This is a genomic window from Polaromonas sp. (assembly GCF_036676035.1).
Taxonomy (GTDB): domain Bacteria; phylum Pseudomonadota; class Gammaproteobacteria; order Burkholderiales; family Burkholderiaceae_C; genus Polaromonas.
On sequence record NZ_JAKFDR010000011.1, the window covers coordinates 23,001 to 38,532 of the forward strand.

General features: G+C 59.6%; 15 protein-coding genes. 13 read left to right on the top strand and 2 right to left on the bottom strand.

Annotated features, from left to right (window positions below; all coding sequences use genetic code 11):
• Positions 1-31: 31 nt before the first annotated feature.
• Complete coding sequence (locus tag V6M61_RS02665) at positions 32-2,464, bottom strand: penicillin-binding protein 1A (protein ID WP_332775012.1); 2,433 nt, start codon at positions 2,462-2,464, stop codon at positions 32-34.
• Between the two features lie 268 nt (positions 2,465-2,732).
• Here V6M61_RS02665 and V6M61_RS02670 point away from each other — a divergent pair, with 268 nt between their 5' ends.
• From V6M61_RS02670 to V6M61_RS02705, 8 genes are all read left to right on the top strand, one after another.
• Positions 2,733-3,812 carry a pilus assembly protein PilM gene (locus tag V6M61_RS02670; protein WP_332775013.1) on the top strand — a complete coding sequence of 360 codons (1,080 nt, stop codon included), beginning with the start codon at positions 2,733-2,735 and terminating at the stop codon, positions 3,810-3,812.
• The gene (locus V6M61_RS02675; RefSeq protein WP_332775014.1) at positions 3,809-4,471 is read left to right on the top strand and encodes a PilN domain-containing protein; all 663 of its coding nucleotides are present in this window, start codon (positions 3,809-3,811) and stop codon (positions 4,469-4,471) included. Before V6M61_RS02670 ends, V6M61_RS02675 begins: the two co-directional genes overlap by 4 nt.
• Before the next feature lie 19 nt (positions 4,472-4,490).
• Positions 4,491-5,165, top strand: coding sequence for a type 4a pilus biogenesis protein PilO (locus V6M61_RS02680; RefSeq protein WP_332775015.1), 675 nt, complete (start codon positions 4,491-4,493; stop codon positions 5,163-5,165).
• An 11-nt stretch (positions 5,166-5,176) separates the two neighbouring features.
• Positions 5,177-5,725, top strand: coding sequence for a pilus assembly protein PilP (locus V6M61_RS02685; RefSeq protein WP_332775221.1), 549 nt, complete (start codon positions 5,177-5,179; stop codon positions 5,723-5,725).
• Positions 5,722-7,869, top strand: a complete 2,148-nt coding sequence (pilQ, locus tag V6M61_RS02690; RefSeq protein ID WP_332775016.1) for a type IV pilus secretin PilQ — start codon at positions 5,722-5,724, stop codon at positions 7,867-7,869. Before V6M61_RS02685 ends, pilQ begins: the two co-directional genes overlap by 4 nt.
• Before the next feature lie 170 nt (positions 7,870-8,039).
• Complete coding sequence (locus tag V6M61_RS02695) at positions 8,040-8,582, top strand: shikimate kinase (RefSeq protein WP_332775017.1); 543 nt, start codon at positions 8,040-8,042, stop codon at positions 8,580-8,582.
• A 77-nt stretch (positions 8,583-8,659) separates the two neighbouring features.
• Positions 8,660-9,775: a 3-dehydroquinate synthase gene (aroB, locus tag V6M61_RS02700; RefSeq protein ID WP_332775018.1), complete on the top strand. Its 1,116-nt coding sequence runs from the start codon at positions 8,660-8,662 to the stop codon at positions 9,773-9,775.
• 99 nt (positions 9,776-9,874) lie between these two features.
• Positions 9,875-11,086 carry a deoxyguanosinetriphosphate triphosphohydrolase gene (locus V6M61_RS02705; RefSeq protein ID WP_332775019.1) on the top strand — a complete coding sequence of 404 codons (1,212 nt, stop codon included), beginning with the start codon at positions 9,875-9,877 and terminating at the stop codon, positions 11,084-11,086.
• Between the two features lie 42 nt (positions 11,087-11,128).
• On the opposite strand, the gene V6M61_RS02710 is transcribed toward V6M61_RS02705, so the two are convergent.
• Positions 11,129-11,353, bottom strand: a complete 225-nt coding sequence (locus tag V6M61_RS02710) for a hypothetical protein (RefSeq protein ID WP_332775020.1) — start codon at positions 11,351-11,353, stop codon at positions 11,129-11,131.
• 11 nt (positions 11,354-11,364) lie between these two features.
• On the opposite strand from V6M61_RS02710, the gene V6M61_RS02715 reads away from it, so the two are divergent.
• The 5 genes from V6M61_RS02715 to V6M61_RS02735 all read left to right on the top strand — a co-directional run bounded on the left by V6M61_RS02715 (position 11,365) and on the right by V6M61_RS02735 (position 15,448).
• Positions 11,365-12,513, top strand: coding sequence for an ABC transporter substrate-binding protein (locus V6M61_RS02715; RefSeq protein WP_332775021.1), 1,149 nt, complete (start codon positions 11,365-11,367; stop codon positions 12,511-12,513).
• Between the two features lie 247 nt (positions 12,514-12,760).
• Positions 12,761-13,939 (top strand): HlyD family type I secretion periplasmic adaptor subunit, encoded by a 1,179-nt coding sequence (locus tag V6M61_RS02720; RefSeq protein WP_332775022.1) that lies wholly within the window; start codon positions 12,761-12,763, stop codon positions 13,937-13,939.
• Between the two features lie 92 nt (positions 13,940-14,031).
• Positions 14,032-14,544, top strand: a complete 513-nt coding sequence (locus V6M61_RS02725; RefSeq protein WP_332775023.1) for a hypothetical protein — start codon at positions 14,032-14,034, stop codon at positions 14,542-14,544.
• Positions 14,544-14,702 carry a hypothetical protein gene (locus V6M61_RS02730; protein ID WP_332775024.1) on the top strand — a complete coding sequence of 53 codons (159 nt, stop codon included), beginning with the start codon at positions 14,544-14,546 and terminating at the stop codon, positions 14,700-14,702. Before V6M61_RS02725 ends, V6M61_RS02730 begins: the two co-directional genes overlap by 1 nt.
• Positions 14,703-14,749: 47 nt before the next feature.
• Positions 14,750-15,448, top strand: a complete 699-nt coding sequence (locus tag V6M61_RS02735; RefSeq protein WP_332775025.1) for an REP-associated tyrosine transposase — start codon at positions 14,750-14,752, stop codon at positions 15,446-15,448.
• Positions 15,449-15,532: the final 84 nt, after the last annotated feature.

Below are 15,532 nucleotides of genomic sequence, written 5' to 3' on the forward strand. Positions count from 1 at the left end.
CTTGACGCCCGCTGCGCGTCAGGCCATGCCCTTAATTCTTGAACAGATCCAGAATCCGTTTTTTCTCGTCGGCCGGTGGCAAGACCTGGATGGCCTGGCCGGTGGGACTCATGGGGCCCGGGGGCTCCCCGGCACTGGCGGCTCTCGCGGCCGGATCCTGCAGGCCCAGGCTGCTCACACCCGCGCCCTTGGCGTACTCGTCGTAGTACCACTCGCCGCCCGCGTTATGCACCCCTTCAGGGGCTGCCGGCTCCGAGACCGGCACGCCCTTGAGGGCTGACTCCATGAAGGTGATCCAGACCGGCAGGCTGAGCCGGCCGCCGGTTTCGCTTTCGCCCAGCGAGCGCGGTGCGTCGTAACCCATCCAGACCACGGCCGCCAGTGTGGGCTGGAAGCCGGCGAACCAGTTGTCAATCGAGTCGTTGGTGGTGCCGGTTTTGCCATACAAGTCAGGCCGCTTGAGCATGGCTTGGGCTCGGGCGGCCGTCCCTGAGCGGGTGACCTCCTGCAGCAGGCTGGACATGACAAAGGCATTGCGTGCCGGAATCCCGCGTGCGGACTCGTCGAGCGCCGGGGCTTTGGTTTCCACCAGGACCTTGCCCTTTTGGTCCGTGATTTTGCTGACGAGGTAGGGATTGATGCGGTAGCCGCCATTGGCAAACACAGAGTAGGCGGTGGCCATCTGCATGGGCGTGACCGAACCGGCACCCAGCGCCATGGTCAGGTAGGCCGGGTGTTTGTCGGCGTCAAAGCCAAAATTCGTCACCCACTCCTGGGCGTTTTGCGCGCCGACAGCTTGCAGGACGCGGATGGAAACCATGTTCTTCGACTTTTTCAGGCCGTTGCGCAAACTCATGGGTCCTTCGTACTTTTGGTCGTAATTTTTGGGCTCCCAGGGCTGGCCACCGGTTACGCCGGCATCGAAAAACAGCGGTGAGTCGTTGACCACGGTGGCCGGGGTAAAGCCTTTTTCCAGGGCTGCCGAGTAGATAAAAGGTTTGAAGCTGGAACCCGGCTGGCGCCAGGCCTGGGTCACGTGGTTGAACTTGTTTTTCCCGAAATCAAATCCGCCCACCAGCGCCCTGATGGAGCCATCACGCGGATCCAGAGCCACAAAAGCACCTTCCACTTCAGGCAACTGGGTGATCTCCCAGGTGTTTTTGGGCGTTTTGACAACGCGGATCAGGGCGCCGCGGCGGATCTTGATGTTGGGTGCGGCCTTGTCGGCCAGGCCGGACTGTGCGGGCTTGAGGCCTTCCCCGGTGATTTCAACCGTTTCGCTGTTCTGGCGCATCGCGAGAATCCGTTTGGGATTGGCTTCCAGCACCACGGCCGACATCACGTCGCCGTTGTCGGGGTTATCGGTCAGTGCCTCATCAATCGCATCTTCCGCCTCCTTGGGATTGGCCGGCAGGTCGATGAATTTCTCGGGACCCCGGTAGATTTGCCGGCGTTCGTAGTCCATGATGCCCTTGCGCAGGGCCTTGTAAGCCACCACCTGCTGGTCTGCATGGAGGGTGGTGTAGACGTTGAGGCCGCGGGTGTAGGTCTCATCGCCGTACTGGCTATAGACCAGCTGGCGCACGGTCTCGGCCACGTACTCGGCATGAACCCGTTCGGCATCGAGCCCGGTTTTGACCTTGAGCTCCTCGTTTTTCGCGGCGACAGCCTGTTCTGGCGTGATGAAGCCGTTTTCCTCCATGCGCTCAATGATGTAGAGCTGGCGGGCCCGGGCGCGTTTGGGATTGATGATGGGGTTGTAGGCCGAGGGGGCTTTGGGCAGGCCGGCCAGCATGGCGGCTTCGGCGATGGAAATGTTTTTGAGCGGTTTGCCAAAATAAGCTTCCGAGGCGGCCGCAAACCCGTAGGACCGGTTGCCCAGGAAGATCTGGTTCATATAGATCTCCAGGATCTGGTCCTTGCTCAGCAGATGTTCGAGCTTGAAGGTCAGCAGGATCTCGTAGATCTTGCGGGTGTAGCTTTTTTCGGCGGAAAGGTAGACATTGCGGGCCACCTGCATGGTGATGGTGGAGGCCCCCTGGCTTTTGGCACGGCCCACGTTGGCCAGGCCGGCGCGAATCACGCCCAGGTAGTCCACCCCGCCATGTGAAAAGAAGCGGGCATCCTCAATCGCCAGCACGGCGTCTTTCATGACCTTGGGGATGTCCTGGATGGGCGTGAGGTTGCGACGCTCCTCGCCAAACTCGCCAATCAGGACGTTGTCCGCCGAGTAGATGCGCATGGGCAGCTTGGGGCGGTAGTCCGACAAATCGGAAATGTCGGGCAAATTGGGATAGGCCACCGACAGGGCGACTGCCACAACCAGCAGGATACCGGCCAGCCCCGCCAGGGTCAGGCCCAGACCCCAGGCCACCAGCTTGAGCAGCCAGTACTGCCAAAGGGGGCGGCTGGGACGGGTCGAGGAACGGGGACTGGATTCAGGAGAGGAAGGTGTGGAGGGCATGTAGACAATCGTGAAGTCACATAAACATTATAAAAATCAGCAGTTTGGGATGGTTTTCCAGTTGCACAAAACGCCACATCTTGACGGTTATAGGCCACACATCCGTCCGTCAGGGCCCCACTCAAGCCGCAAGAATCGTCTGCTTTTGACAACGGTCATATTACGCTAAACAGGAAAAATCCTTTACGGCACAAAGAGCTTACTGATAGCATTCAAGTGATTTCTTAAGTATGCAGGGCTACACATTAGCCATCATTTGGGGACTGTCTTGATCTCTTTGGGATCGTTATTCAAACGTCAAGAATCTTCGTTACTGGGGCTTGACATCAGCTCATCCAGCGTCAAGCTGGTGGAGTTGAGCCGGGACAAGGCAGGCAATCTGGTGCTCGATCACTGTGCGATTGAGCCGCTGGAGCGCGGCTGGATCACCGATGGCAATGTCGAGAAATTCGACGAAGTCGCCGAGGCGGTGCGCCGTCTGGTGAAAAAGAGCGGGACGCGCACCAAAAATGTGGCGATGGCCTTGCCTGCTTCCGCGGTGATTACCAAAAAAATCATTTTGCCTGGCGGTTTGAGCGAGGCCGAGCTTGAGCTTCAGGTGGAGGCCGAGGCCAATCAATACATTCCTTTTTCGCTGGACGAGGTCAGTCTGGACTTTTGCGTCGTGGGCCCCAGTGCCACCTCCAGCGGCGATGTCGAAGTGCTGATTGCCGCTTCGCGCAAGGAAAAAGTGCAGGACCGGCAAGGGCTTGCGGAAGCTGCGGGCCTCAAGCCCATCGTCGTGGATGTGGAGTCTTACGCCTCCCGTCTGGCGACTGCCCGGCTCATCGAGGGTTTGCCCAACAAGGGGGTGGACACCATGGTGGCCCTGTTTGAGGTGGGGGCCCTGACGACCAGCATGCAGGTCATCAAGAATGACGAGGTGCTGTACGAGCGGGACCAGGCATTTGGCGGTGCCCAGTTGACGCAGCTCATTGTTCGCCAGTATGGATTTTCTCCGGAAGAGGCCGAGAGCAAAAAACGCAGCGGTGATTTGCCCGACGACTACGAGTCTGGCGTCTTGAGGCCTTTCGTGGATAGCATGGCCCAGGAGATTGGCCGCGCCCTGCAGTTCTTCTTTACCAGTACGCCCCACAACAAGGTGGACTATGTGATGCTGGCCGGTGGCTCGTCCGCCCTGCCGGGGCTGACCGATTCCGTGACCCAGCAAACTTCGTTTGCCTGCCTGCTGGTCAATCCGTTTGAGGGCATGGAGATCGGTGAAAACGTGCGTGAGAAGAAAATGCGGCGCGAGGCTGCGTCGTACCTGACCTCTTGCGGCCTGGCTTTGCGGAGGTTTGCGCAGTGATTCTCATCAACCTGCTTCCCCACCGCGAGGCGGCCCGCAAACGCAAGCGTGAAGCATTTTTTGCCGCATTGGGCGTGGCGGCGCTGGTGGGCGGTCTGATGGGCGGTGCTGTGTACTCCTGGTATCAGGCCCAGATCGCCGCGCAGCAGTCGAAAAACACCTTTTTGAAGACTGAAATTACCCGTCTGGAAGGCCAGATCAAGGAAATTGCCACCTTGCAGGCAGAAATTGCCGCTTTGCGCGCCCGTCAAAATGCCGTGGAAGACCTGCAGGGCAATCGCAACCTGCCGGTCTATCTGCTCGACGAGCTGGTCAAGCAATTGCCTGATGGCGTGTATGTCAACAGCATGAAGCAGGAGAACCAGACGGTCTTGCTGACCGGCGTGGCGCAATCGAATGAGCGGGTCTCTGAATTGCTGCGCAACCTGGCCAACAACAGCCGCTGGCTGACCAAACCCGAGTTGGTGGAAATCACGGCCGGCAGCATTACCCTGAGCTCGCGTGATCAGCGGCGGGTCTCCAATTTTTCGATGCGTGTGGCGCTCAAGCGTGCCAGTGAGCAAAAGAAAGCCACTGATCCCGCTGCTGCAAGTTCGGCGGCGACCTCTGCAAGCGCCCCCAAGCCCGTGCCGGCAGTTTCTGCGCCGGCCAAAGTTTGATGCAGGGCTGGAACTGACTATGGCAAAAACTCCCAAACTCAACGTCAACCTCGCGGGCATTCAGGAGAGCTTCAAGGCGCAATTCACGGGGCTCAATCCAAATGATCCTCCCTCCTGGCCGGCCCTGCCGCGCTACCTTTTGTGCGTGGCGGTCACGGTGCTGGTGGTGGTGGCGCTCTGGTTTGTCTGGCTGAGCGCTTCTGACGAGGAGTTGACGGCAGAGCAGGCCAAGGAAGTACAGCTCAGGGAAGACTACAAGAAAAAGCTGGTGCAGGCGGTGAACCTGGAGGCCCTGAAGAAGCAGCGCGAGCAGGTTCAGCAGTACGTGACGCAGCTTGAGAAACAGCTGCCCAGCAAGGCCGAAATGGATGCGCTCCTGTCAGATATCAATCAGGCCGGCTTGGGCCGCAGCCTGCAATTTGAGCTTTTCCGTCCAGGGCAGGTCAGCGTCAAGGACTACTACGCTGAATTGCCCATTGCCGTGCGGGTAACCGGCCGCTATCACGACCTGGGCGCGTTTGCGGCGGACATTGCCAATCTTTCGAGGATTGTGACCTTGAACAACCTGGCTATTGCGCCCATCAAGGACGGCATGTTGACGATGGATACCACGGCCAAAACCTTCCGTTACCTGGACAGTGAGGAGGTTGCATTGCAACGCAAGGCAGCACCTGCCGCAGGGGCCAAGAAATGAGCTTGACCTCCATGATCTCCATGCCATGGGTGAAAAGCGCGTGTCTGCTTTCTTTATTGGTGGTTGCCGGTTGTGGCTCGTCGGATCAGGAAGAGTTGCAGCAGTGGATGACCGAACAGCGCAACCTGACCAAGCCGAAGGTCGAGCCTATTGCGGAGCCTACCAAGTTTTCCCCCCAGGCCTACACCTCCGAGAACGCTGTCGAGCCCTTTAGCAACCAGAAACTGGCGCAGGCGCTCAAGCGCGACTCGAACAAGGCCACGGCCAATGCGGCCTTGATCGCGCCTGAGCTCAGTCGACGCAAGGAGCCTCTGGAGGCCACCCCGCTCGATGCCGCCAAGATGGTGGGCAGCCTGATCAAGCTTGGGCAACCGGTGGCATTGGTACGTGTTGACAACCTGCTTTACCAGGTTCGCGTAGGCAATTACCTGGGTCAAAACTATGGCCGCATCACAAAAATTTCCGAGACAGAAGTCGCACTGCGTGAAATCGTGCAGGACGCTGCAGGGGAATGGATAGAGCGAACGGCGACTTTACAGCTTCAAGAGGGATCAAAATGAACAAGCAAGCATGGACGTTACCGGCAGGTGCAATGCGAGGCGCCCTGCGAAACATGCTGGGCTGCGCCTCTTTCTGCGTTGCTTTATTGGCAGTTTCAATACCCGCGCTGTCACAGGCGCAAACCCCAAATGTGATTCAGGCGGTCACCGGCTCCGTGCAAGGCGGTGCCGAAGTGATCCGCATTGATCTGGCGGAGCCTCTGTCCGCGCTTCCGACCGGGTTCAGCATCCAGTCGCCCGCGCGCATTGCGCTTGACTTTCCAGGTATCGGCAATTCCATGGGGCGCTCGGCCGTGGACATGAATTTGGGGAATTTGCGTTCAGCCAATGTGATTCAGGCTGGGGAGAGAACCCGTGTGGTCCTCAATCTCAAATCGGCCACGGCCTACAAGGCGGAGATTCAAGGGAAGTCCCTGTTGATCACGCTGGAGCCAGTGGCCGTTGCAACTGCTGCAGCCCCCGCAGCCCCGGTTTTTGCCGAAAACCGCAACCGTGATACCTTGCCGCTCAAGGACATCGATTTTCGCCGTGGTGTCGACAGTTCCGGGCGCATCGTGGTGGATCTGGCGAACAACCAGGTGGGCGTCGATATCCGTCAGCAGGGCCAGACCCTGGTGGTGGAGTTCCTGAAAACAGCCTTGCCCGAGGGTTTGCGCCGCCGCCTGGATGTTTCTGATTTTGGTACGCCGGTGCAGACTGTGACCACCTTTCAGACGGGCGACAAAGTGCGCATGGTGGTCGAGCCCAAGGGTTTGTGGGAGCACAGCGCCTACCAGAGCGATAACCAGTTTGTCCTGGAAGTGCGTCAGCAGAAGGTAGACCCTTCCAAACTGACGCAAGGCCCTGGCTATAGCGGGGAAAAGCTCTCCCTGAATTTTCAGAACATCGAGACGCGCGCATTGCTGCAGGTGATCGCTGACTTCACCAACTTCAATATCGTGACTTCCGATACCGTGACTGGCTCGGTGACTTTGCGCCTGAAAGACGTGCCTTGGGATCAGGCCCTCGATATCATCTTGCAGGCCAGGGGCCTGGGTATGCGCAAGACTGGCAACGTGCTGCTGATTGCACCGAAAGATGAACTGGCAGCTAAAGACAAGCTGGACCTGGAATCGCGCAATGCTGTTCAAAGTTTGGAGCAGGTTCGGACGCAGGACTTCAAACTGAACTATGCCAAAGCGGCTGATATTGCCGGACAGATTACCGCCGGCGGCAGTGGGCCGGCCAGCGCCCGCATTTTGTCCAATCGTGGAAGCGTGATTGCTGAACCACGTACCAATCAGCTGTTTGTCACGGACATTCCCTCCAAGCTTGAGCAGGTGCAAAGCCTGATCGCCAAGCTGGATATTCCCGTGCGCCAGGTCCTGATTGAAGCGCGTATCGTGGAAGCCGCAGATTCCTTCGGGAAATCCTTGGGCGTCAGACTGGGTGGTAGGCCTTTCACGCTGAATGGAGGTCGCAATGCAACGTTTGGCGCTACCTATATAGATCCACCGACCACCCCAGCAGCACCGGCGCTTGGGGTCAACTTCGGCACCACGACGGGGGATTTCTTCAGACTGCCTGGGGTGGGTCAAAACGGCTTCCCGGCTGCTACCTTTGCCGTATCGCTGTTCAATTCGAATGTCAGCCGGCTGCTTAATCTGGAGATTTCGGCGATGGAGGCCGATGGCCGGGGGAAAATCGTTTCCAGCCCAAGGATCGTCACGGCCGACCAGGTCAAAGCGCTGATTGAACAGGGGACGGAATTGCCTTACCAGCAAGCCACGTCCAGTGGCGCGACGTCCATTGCCTTTCGCAAGGCCAATCTGAAACTTGAGGTGACCCCGCAGATCACGCCGGAAGGCAACATCATCCTGAACGTGGATGTGAACAAGGACAGCGTGGGCCGTGCGACTGCCAATGGCTTTGCCATTGACACCAAGCACATCCAGACGCAGGTGCTGGTCGAGAACGGGGGCACGGTTGTGATCGGCGGGATTTACGAGCAAAACGAGCGTGAGGATGAAACCAAGGTGCCACTGCTGGGCGACTTGCCCGCCATTGGCAATCTGTTCAAGACCAGAACACGCTCGGCCAACAAGTCCGAGTTGCTGGTCTTCATCACGCCTAAAATGCTCTCGAGCGGAGCTGCTCTGCGTTAATTCGGCGGATGGCGCCGGGTTTTTGGCCCGGTACCAGTTAAGGACGGCTATAACGATAAAGTTTTCCAGCTGCCTTAATCTTGCCTGAGCTGTGGTGGCTGGCCGTAGCTGCCATGGCCGCAGAACACCCGTCACGCCCTCCCTGGAACCGACTGCACTGTAGATTCAAATTGAATGCGAACCTGACGCGAATCGCGTGTGTCGGCTTACCTGGCTCCGGAAAGTCCACGGTTGGCAGGCAACTGGCCCGGCGGCTGGACATCAGTTTTATCGACTCCGACCAGGTGATCGAGCAGCGCATTGGCTGCTCGATCCGCGAGTTTTTCGAGCGCGAAGGCGAGGCGTCTTTTCGCGATCTCGAGCAGTCGGTGATTGAGGAGTTGACGCAGGGTGACGTTTGCGTGCTTTCCACGGGCGGGGGCGCTGTACTGCGCCCCATCAACCGCCAGCATTTGCATCAGCGGACCAAGGTGGTGTACCTGCATTCGGCACCTGAAGAGGTGTTTCGCCGTCTGCGGCATGACCAGAACCGCCCCTTGCTCCAGGTGGCCGATCCGCTGGCCCGGCTCCGTGACCTGTATGTTGCCCGGGATCCGCTGTACCGCGAGACCGCGCATTTCACCATCGAAACCGGGCGCCCTTCGGTGTCGACCCTGGTCAACATGATTCTGATGCAGCTGGAACTGGCGGGCGTCGTCGTTCCCGGCCCATAGTCTTGGGCTGGCAGGGCAGGAAAACTGTCAAATCGCGTTACTGTGGCCCTGTTCGCAGTGCCCCTACACTTGAGGCTATGCAAGCAAATTCTTCCTCCGGCACAGCGCAGGTTCATATCAACCTGGCCGAGCGCAGCTACCCGATTGTCATAGGCGCCAGCCTTTTGGGGCAGCCCGCCACTTACCGGGATTTACCCGCGGCCAGCACGGCGCTGATCGTGTCCAACAGCACGGTGGCGCCTTTGTACGCCGCGCAACTTCAGGCCGCCCTGCAATCGCATTACAAGACCGTGCTGCTGGTGACCTTGCCGGATGGCGAGGCCCATAAAGACTGGCCGACCCTGCAACTGATCTTTGACGCCTTGCTGAAAAACGGCTGCGACCGGAAAACCGTGCTGTTTGCGCTGGGCGGTGGCGTGGTCGGTGACATGACCGGGTTTGCCGCGGCCAGCTACATGCGCGGGGTGCCTTTTGTGCAGGTGCCGACGACCTTGCTGGCGCAGGTGGACTCGTCGGTGGGAGGCAAAACAGCCATCAACCACCCGCTGGGCAAAAACATGATTGGCGCGTTCTACCAGCCGCAGCAGGTGGTGTGCGATCTGGACGTGCTCAAAACCCTGCCTGCCCGCGAACTCAGTGCGGGCCTGGCCGAAGTCATCAAGTACGGCCCGATTGCCGACATGGCGTTCCTGGACTGGATTGAGACGAACCTCAATGCGCTGCTGGCGCGGGAGCCGGCCGCACTGGCCCACGCCATCAGGCGCAGCTGCGAGATCAAGGCCTCGGTGGTGGGGCAGGACGAGCGCGAATCGGGCTTGCGGGCCATCCTGAATTTTGGCCACACCTTTGGCCATGCGATAGAGGCCGGGCTGGGCTACGGTGCATGGCTGCATGGCGAAGGTGTGGGCTGCGGCATGGTGATGGCGGCGCATCTGTCACAGCGGCTGGGTCTGGTGGATGCGGCTTTTGTGCAGCGCTTGAGCACGCTGATCCAGCGGGCGGGTTTGCCCGTCGTGGGCGCCAGGCTCTCCCCTACAGACAATGCAGGGCGCTACCTGGAGCTGATGCGGGTGGACAAAAAAGCCGAGGCCGGGGAGATCCGGTTTGTGGTGATCGATGGTCCTGGCCGGGCCGCGGTGCGCAGCGCACCCGATGCGCTGGTGCGCGAGGTGATTGATTCGTGCTGCGATTGAGCGCCTGATCCGGGGCCGGTTTCTCGCTAAATTGCTATAGAAATAATAGCTGTTTATGCATGTTCAACAAGGGTTGAGGCCCGATTTTATGTGAGAACCATGACGATGCTGGCGCCCTACGCTTGTCACCCTGCCTTGTCACGCGGCCGTCGCTACCCCGAGCCGGCGGCGCCCACGCGCTCCGACTTCCAGCGCGACCGCGACCGGATTGTGCATTCCACGGCATTTCGCCGTCTGGTGTACAAAACCCAGGTGTTCCTGAATCACGAGGGCGACCTGTTCCGCACGCGGCTGACGCACTCGCTGGAGGTCGCTCAGCTGGGCCGCTCCATCGCCCGGGCCCTGCATCTCAATGAAGACCTGGTCGAGGCCATTGCGCTGGCCCACGACCTGGGCCACACGCCGTTCGGCCATGCCGGGCAGGATGCGCTGAACGCCTGCCTGAAGCAGCACAACCCGGACAGCGCCGGTTTCGAGCACAACCTGCAAAGCCTGCGCGTGGTCGATTCGCTGGAAGAGCGTTACCCGGCCTACGATGGGCTGAACCTGACGTTTGAAACCCGCGAAGGGATTCTCAAGCACTGCTCCCGGCGCAATGCCAGGCACATCGAGGCGCGTGAGCCGGGCGGGGTGGCGCTGCGGTTCCTGGAGCCGTCCGCGGCCGCCGACGCTGCCGGCCCCCGGCTGCAGCCCAGCCTGGAGGCCCAGCTGGCGAATCTGGCGGACGAGATTGCCTACAACGCCCACGACATTGACGACGGCGTGCGCTCGGGCCTGCTGAGCCTGGCGCAGTTGCAGGACGTGGAGCTGTTCAGTCAGTACCAGCGCGAAACCCTACTGGCGCATCCCGGCCTGCAGGGGCGCCGGCTGCTGTTTGAAACCATACGCCGCATGCTCAGCGCGCAGGTGTACAACGTGATCGACGCGACCCACGCCGCATTGCATCAGGCCGCGCCTGGCAGCGCAGACGCGGTGCGCCGGCATGCGCCGCTGGTGTGCTTTACGCCCGAAATGGCTTTGCAGTCCAGCGCCCTCAAGCGTTTCCTGTTCCAGAATTTATACCGCCACCCGCAGGTGGTCGACACCACGCAGACCGCGCAGCAGGTGGTGCGCGAGCTGTTTGCCGCTTACATGGCCGACCCGGCGCAGATGCCGCAGGCGCATATCAGCCGCTTTGACGGGCTGGATGTATCGCATTCGCCCAGTGCCAAGCCCGAGCGCGTGGTGGCCGACTACATTGCCGGCATGACCGACCGCTTCGCCGCCAAGGAGCATGAGCGGCTTTATGGGCGGGTGGCTTTTGCTGTTTGATGCCGCCGGCTTGAAACCCCTGGTTCTTCCGATGCTTCGGCTTCAACCTGCCAGCCCTGACGCTGCCACGCAGCGGGTGCCGCGCATGGCCTTATGACGTGTTGGCATTTCCGGGCGTATCTTTTCACCACGCCAGGGAGTACGCTGCAGCTTGCGCACAATTTGTGACAGATTGCAGGTTTTCTTTCCTTCTTTTTTATCTTGACTGGATTGAACGCGAGTCAGCGTTTCAGGCATCAAATCTGCTTGGTAGGTCTTATTTTTCAAAAGGTATTGCCATGAGTTTGAACCGGCGTGAACTGATTTTGGGTGGTGTTGCCGCCAGCGCGGTGGTTGCCAGCCCGGGTGTCTGGGCGCAAGCGGCCAAGGGCCGCAAACTGGTGGTGGGGCAGTCCGTGCCGCTGACCGGGGCAGCCGACCAGATCGGTCTGGCCTACTTGAACGGGGCCAAGCTGTACTTCGATGCCATCAACGCCAAAAACGGGGCGGGTGGCTACAAGATTGAAGTCAAGGCGATGGACGATGGCTACAACCCGGCCAAGGCGGCGGCCAACGCCAAGCAGCTGATCGACGAAGAGGTGGATGCCCTGTTTGGCTTTGTCGGCACCGCCAGCTGCGATGCCGCTTTTGCCGTGGCCAAGCCTGCCAACGCCCTGTTTTTCGCACCCTTTGCCGCCTCGGACACCCTGCGCGACGCCGCCTTGAGCAATGTGTTTCACGTGCGTCCCGGTCTGGCCGACGAGGCCTACAAAGTAGCCCGCCACTGCGCCACGCTCAACCAGGACCGCATTGCCGTGTTTGCCGAGGACGACGCCATGGGCCGCGCCGGGCTGGCCGCCGTCAACCAGGCCCTGGTTGACCTCAAGCGCCCGCCCATCGTGGCCAGCGCCCTGTCGCCGGTCAACAGCGACAAGGTGGATGCCGCCGTGGCGCTGCTGGCCAAGGCCCAGCCGCAAGCCATCATCCAGGTCAGTCTGTTCAACTCGTCGGCGGCCTTCATCCGCAAAATGCGCCGTGCCGGCTTCGGCGGGCAGTTCCTGAATTTCTCGGTGGTCGGGATAGACCCGCTGTTCAGTGCCTTGGGCAAGGAGATTGGCGGCGTCGTGATCTCGCAAGTGGTTCCCTCGCCGCGCAGCGCTGGCACGCCCATCATCAAGGAATACCTGGGCGTGCTCAATGAGACCGACCAGACCCCCAGCTACGAAAGTGTGGAGGGTTATATTGCCGCCCGCACCTTTGCCGAAGGCGTGCGCCGCAGCGCATCGGGCGGCGGCAAGCCGGACCGGGCCGGACTGCAAAAGGCCTTTGAGTCCATGACCGATTACGACGCGGGCGGTTTTCGCGTCAATTTGCGGGCCAAAAAATACGAATCACTGCGCGCGATTGACCTGGTGACCATCACCCCCGAGGGCAAGGTGGTGCGATAGGGCTGCCGGTTTGGAGCAGGCTGTGCCTTTTGTCTGGGCGTGCTCAAATCAGGTCTAAAAGTGCTGTAAAGCCAAGTAAATAAAACGCAGACAGCTATTAAAATAATAGCATTTTAATGGGGGTCAGATTCCAATTATCATGAGGGAAAACCCATCAACCGCATCCTCATGCCCCGTCTTCCCCGCCCACTATTCCCGGCTACCCGCACCACAATACGGTGCAGAGGCTGTCGCAACTGATGAACTGATGCAGGCCATCTTCGGAAAAATCGACATTGTGGCCGCTGCGCCGGGGCGCGTGCTGGTGAGCGACGGCGACCATGTGCAAGCCGGCCAGCCCCTGGTAGAGCTGGACCCAACAGCCGCCAGCGCCGACAAAACCACCGCGCAAGACCAGCTCAAATCAGCCCTGTCAGAAGTGCTGCGCGCCCGCGCCATCCAGCAGGCGCTACAAAATTTGCAGCATGCTATGCCCATTAATGGCGGGCTGGCGGCCAAATATGTTCCCGAATTTCCGGCGGAATGGTCTGCAGCCGAAAAAGCCGCCGCCCAGGCGCAGCTGCAAGGCGAATGGGCCGACGTGACGGCCAAGCTGGCCAAGCTCGCCTCAGAAATCAGCCGCCACCAAGCCGAGATCGTCACGGCGCAGGCCGTCGTTGCCAAGCTCGAAACCACGGTGCCCATGGCCCAGGCGCGTGAGACCGATTTCAAGAAACTCGTTGATCAGGGCTACATCTCCGGCCACGCCACGCAAGACAAAACCCGCGAACGCGTCGAGCTGGAGCGCGACCTCGCCACCCAGCGCGCCAACCTGCTGCAAACCCAGGCCACCCTGCGCGAAAGCGAACACGCCCGCGCCGCCTACCTGGCCGAAGTGCGCCGCACGCTGTACGAGCGCGAAGCCCAGGCCGACCTCAAACGCCAGCAAGCCACGCAAGAACAAGCCAAAGCCACCCAGCGCGAAAACCTCACTACCCTGAAAGCACCCGTCGCCGGCGTGGTGCAGCAGCTCGCCATCCACACCACGGGTGGCGTGGTCACCGAAGCGCAAGCCCTGATGATCATCGTGCCCGAGGGCGCGCAGGTCACCGCCGAAGTCACGCTGGAGAACAAGGACATCGGCTTTGTGAGCGTAGGCAATGGCGCAGAAATCAAGCTCGAAACCTTTCCCTACACCCGCTACGGCACGGTGCAGGCCCAGGTCGACCGGGTCACGGCCGACGCGGTGAATGATGAGAAGCGCGGCGCGATTTTCCCCGTGACCTTGGCCTTGAAGACCAGGCAGATTGACGTGGACGGAAAAATGATCCAGTTGGTGCCGGGGATGAACCTGACCGCAGAGATCAAGACCGGGCAGCGGCGGGTGATTGAGTATTTGCTCAGTCCAATCCAGCGGGCGGGTAGTGAGAGTTTGAGGGAGAGGTGATTTATGTTTTTGCAGGATTACATGTATTTCCGATGGTTTGATGTGACTTCCAGGTTCATTGAAATTTCGTTTATGGAACCGGAGCTCTCACTATGACGCAGCCATTCTGGAGTCCTGCCTATAAAAAGCCTCTGGTTTACGGTTTCGGATCTGGTTTCCTTGTACTTGGGGGACTTCTCATGGGAGTGAAGCATATTGCTCTTGCGGAAGATGCCAAGCTTTCACGAGGGTGGCCGGTGTCGGGGAGGTATGTCAGCGACACCTCTCTTGGCCGTCGAAATAGCTGGGCGACGAAGATTGGCGAGAAATATGTGGTCTGCGCCGGAAGTGCGTTCGGGGGTAAAACGGATTGCCCGAATACTTTCGAGGGGAAACAGGTGACAGCAACGCGGGTCGCAATGCCAAGCTTTGTCGATGATCAATTGGTTATTGCTGAACTAAAGGAAGGACCCACAGTCCTTTATAGCCTTTCCGATTCCGAATTAATAGAGACCTGGGAATGGCGGTCATTCAAGCTTTCGCTTTTTTATTCTTTTTTTGTCGGCTTGGTAGTTGGGGTCGCGTTCGCAATTCTTAGCACGCTTAAATCATCTGAGAACAAATAATGGCAACTCCAAAACCACCCGCGTTAATGGCACCGATCGTTCTGAATACACTTGGATCGGATGCAATTGCATTAGGTAAAGCAATTAGAAAACTGTACGACTCTTTCTACGCCGGCGCACCTTTACAGCAGATCAAGTCAGATGTGACAGAAGGGTAATTAGGGTCAGATTCCAATTATCATGAGGAAAAATCCACCGCACCCTCATGGCCCGCCTCCCCCGCCTCACCATTCCCGGCTACCCCCATCACATCATCCAGCGGGGCAACAACCGCCAGGCTATTTTTGCCGCCTCGGCTGATTACCAGATGCTGCTGGACCTGCTCGACGACAACGCCCGCAAGTTCGGCGTGGCACTGCACGCCTATGTGTTGATGAGCAATCACTTTCATCTGCTGGCCACGCCCGAAACGGCGGAGGGGCTGCCGCAGTTGATGCAGGCCGTCGGCCGGCGCTATGTGCGTTATTTCAATGACAGTCAGGGGCGCTCTGGTACCTTGTGGGAAGGGCGCTACCGCTCCACCGTGATCCAGACCGAGCGTTACCTGCTGGCCTGCATGGCTTATATCGACTTGAATCCGGTGCGCGCGGGCCTGGTTGCCGAGGCGCGCGACTACCCCTGGTCCAGCCACGGCCACTACACCGGGCTGCGCACCGACAAACTCGTCACGCCGCACCCGCTGTTCTGGACGCTGGGCAACACGCCGTTTGCCCGCGAAGCAGCCTATGCCGACATGGTGCGCTCAGGTCTGAGCCAGCAGCAGCAGCGTGCGCTGACCGAGTCGGTGCTCAGCGGCTGGGCGCTGGGCGAGCCTGATTTTGTCGCGGATTTGCAAAAGCGTACGCAGCGCCGGCTCAGTAAAACCCAAGCCGGACGGCCCGTGAGCAAACCTGAATCAGGCTGAAAATTGGGTTATCCCAATTGTTTACATGGGTTTATTGCTATCAAATTTGATATGTCCCTAATTTAATTCTGATTGAATCAATCA

What these genes read in the sequence shown, in the direction of transcription:
- V6M61_RS02730 (WP_332775024.1), top strand. Translation starts at nt 14,544, where the DNA reads ATGGCAACTCCAAAACCACCCGCGTTAATGGCACCGATCGTTCTGAAT.
- aroB (WP_332775018.1), top strand. Translation starts at nt 8,660, where the DNA reads ATGCAAGCAAATTCTTCCTCCGGCACAGCGCAGGTTCATATCAACCTG.
- V6M61_RS02720 (WP_332775022.1), top strand. Translation starts at nt 12,761, where the DNA reads ATGCAGGCCATCTTCGGAAAAATCGACATTGTGGCCGCTGCGCCGGGG.
- V6M61_RS02665 (WP_332775012.1), bottom strand. Translation starts at nt 2,464, where the DNA reads ATGCCCTCCACACCTTCCTCTCCTGAATCCAGTCCCCGTTCCTCGACC.
- V6M61_RS02685 (WP_332775221.1), top strand. Translation starts at nt 5,177, where the DNA reads ATGATCTCCATGCCATGGGTGAAAAGCGCGTGTCTGCTTTCTTTATTG.
- V6M61_RS02735 (WP_332775025.1), top strand. Translation starts at nt 14,750, where the DNA reads ATGGCCCGCCTCCCCCGCCTCACCATTCCCGGCTACCCCCATCACATC.
- V6M61_RS02725 (WP_332775023.1), top strand. Translation starts at nt 14,032, where the DNA reads ATGACGCAGCCATTCTGGAGTCCTGCCTATAAAAAGCCTCTGGTTTAC.
- V6M61_RS02705 (WP_332775019.1), top strand. Translation starts at nt 9,875, where the DNA reads ATGACGATGCTGGCGCCCTACGCTTGTCACCCTGCCTTGTCACGCGGC.
- pilQ (WP_332775016.1), top strand. Translation starts at nt 5,722, where the DNA reads ATGAACAAGCAAGCATGGACGTTACCGGCAGGTGCAATGCGAGGCGCC.
- V6M61_RS02715 (WP_332775021.1), top strand. Translation starts at nt 11,365, where the DNA reads ATGAGTTTGAACCGGCGTGAACTGATTTTGGGTGGTGTTGCCGCCAGC.
- V6M61_RS02680 (WP_332775015.1), top strand. Translation starts at nt 4,491, where the DNA reads ATGGCAAAAACTCCCAAACTCAACGTCAACCTCGCGGGCATTCAGGAG.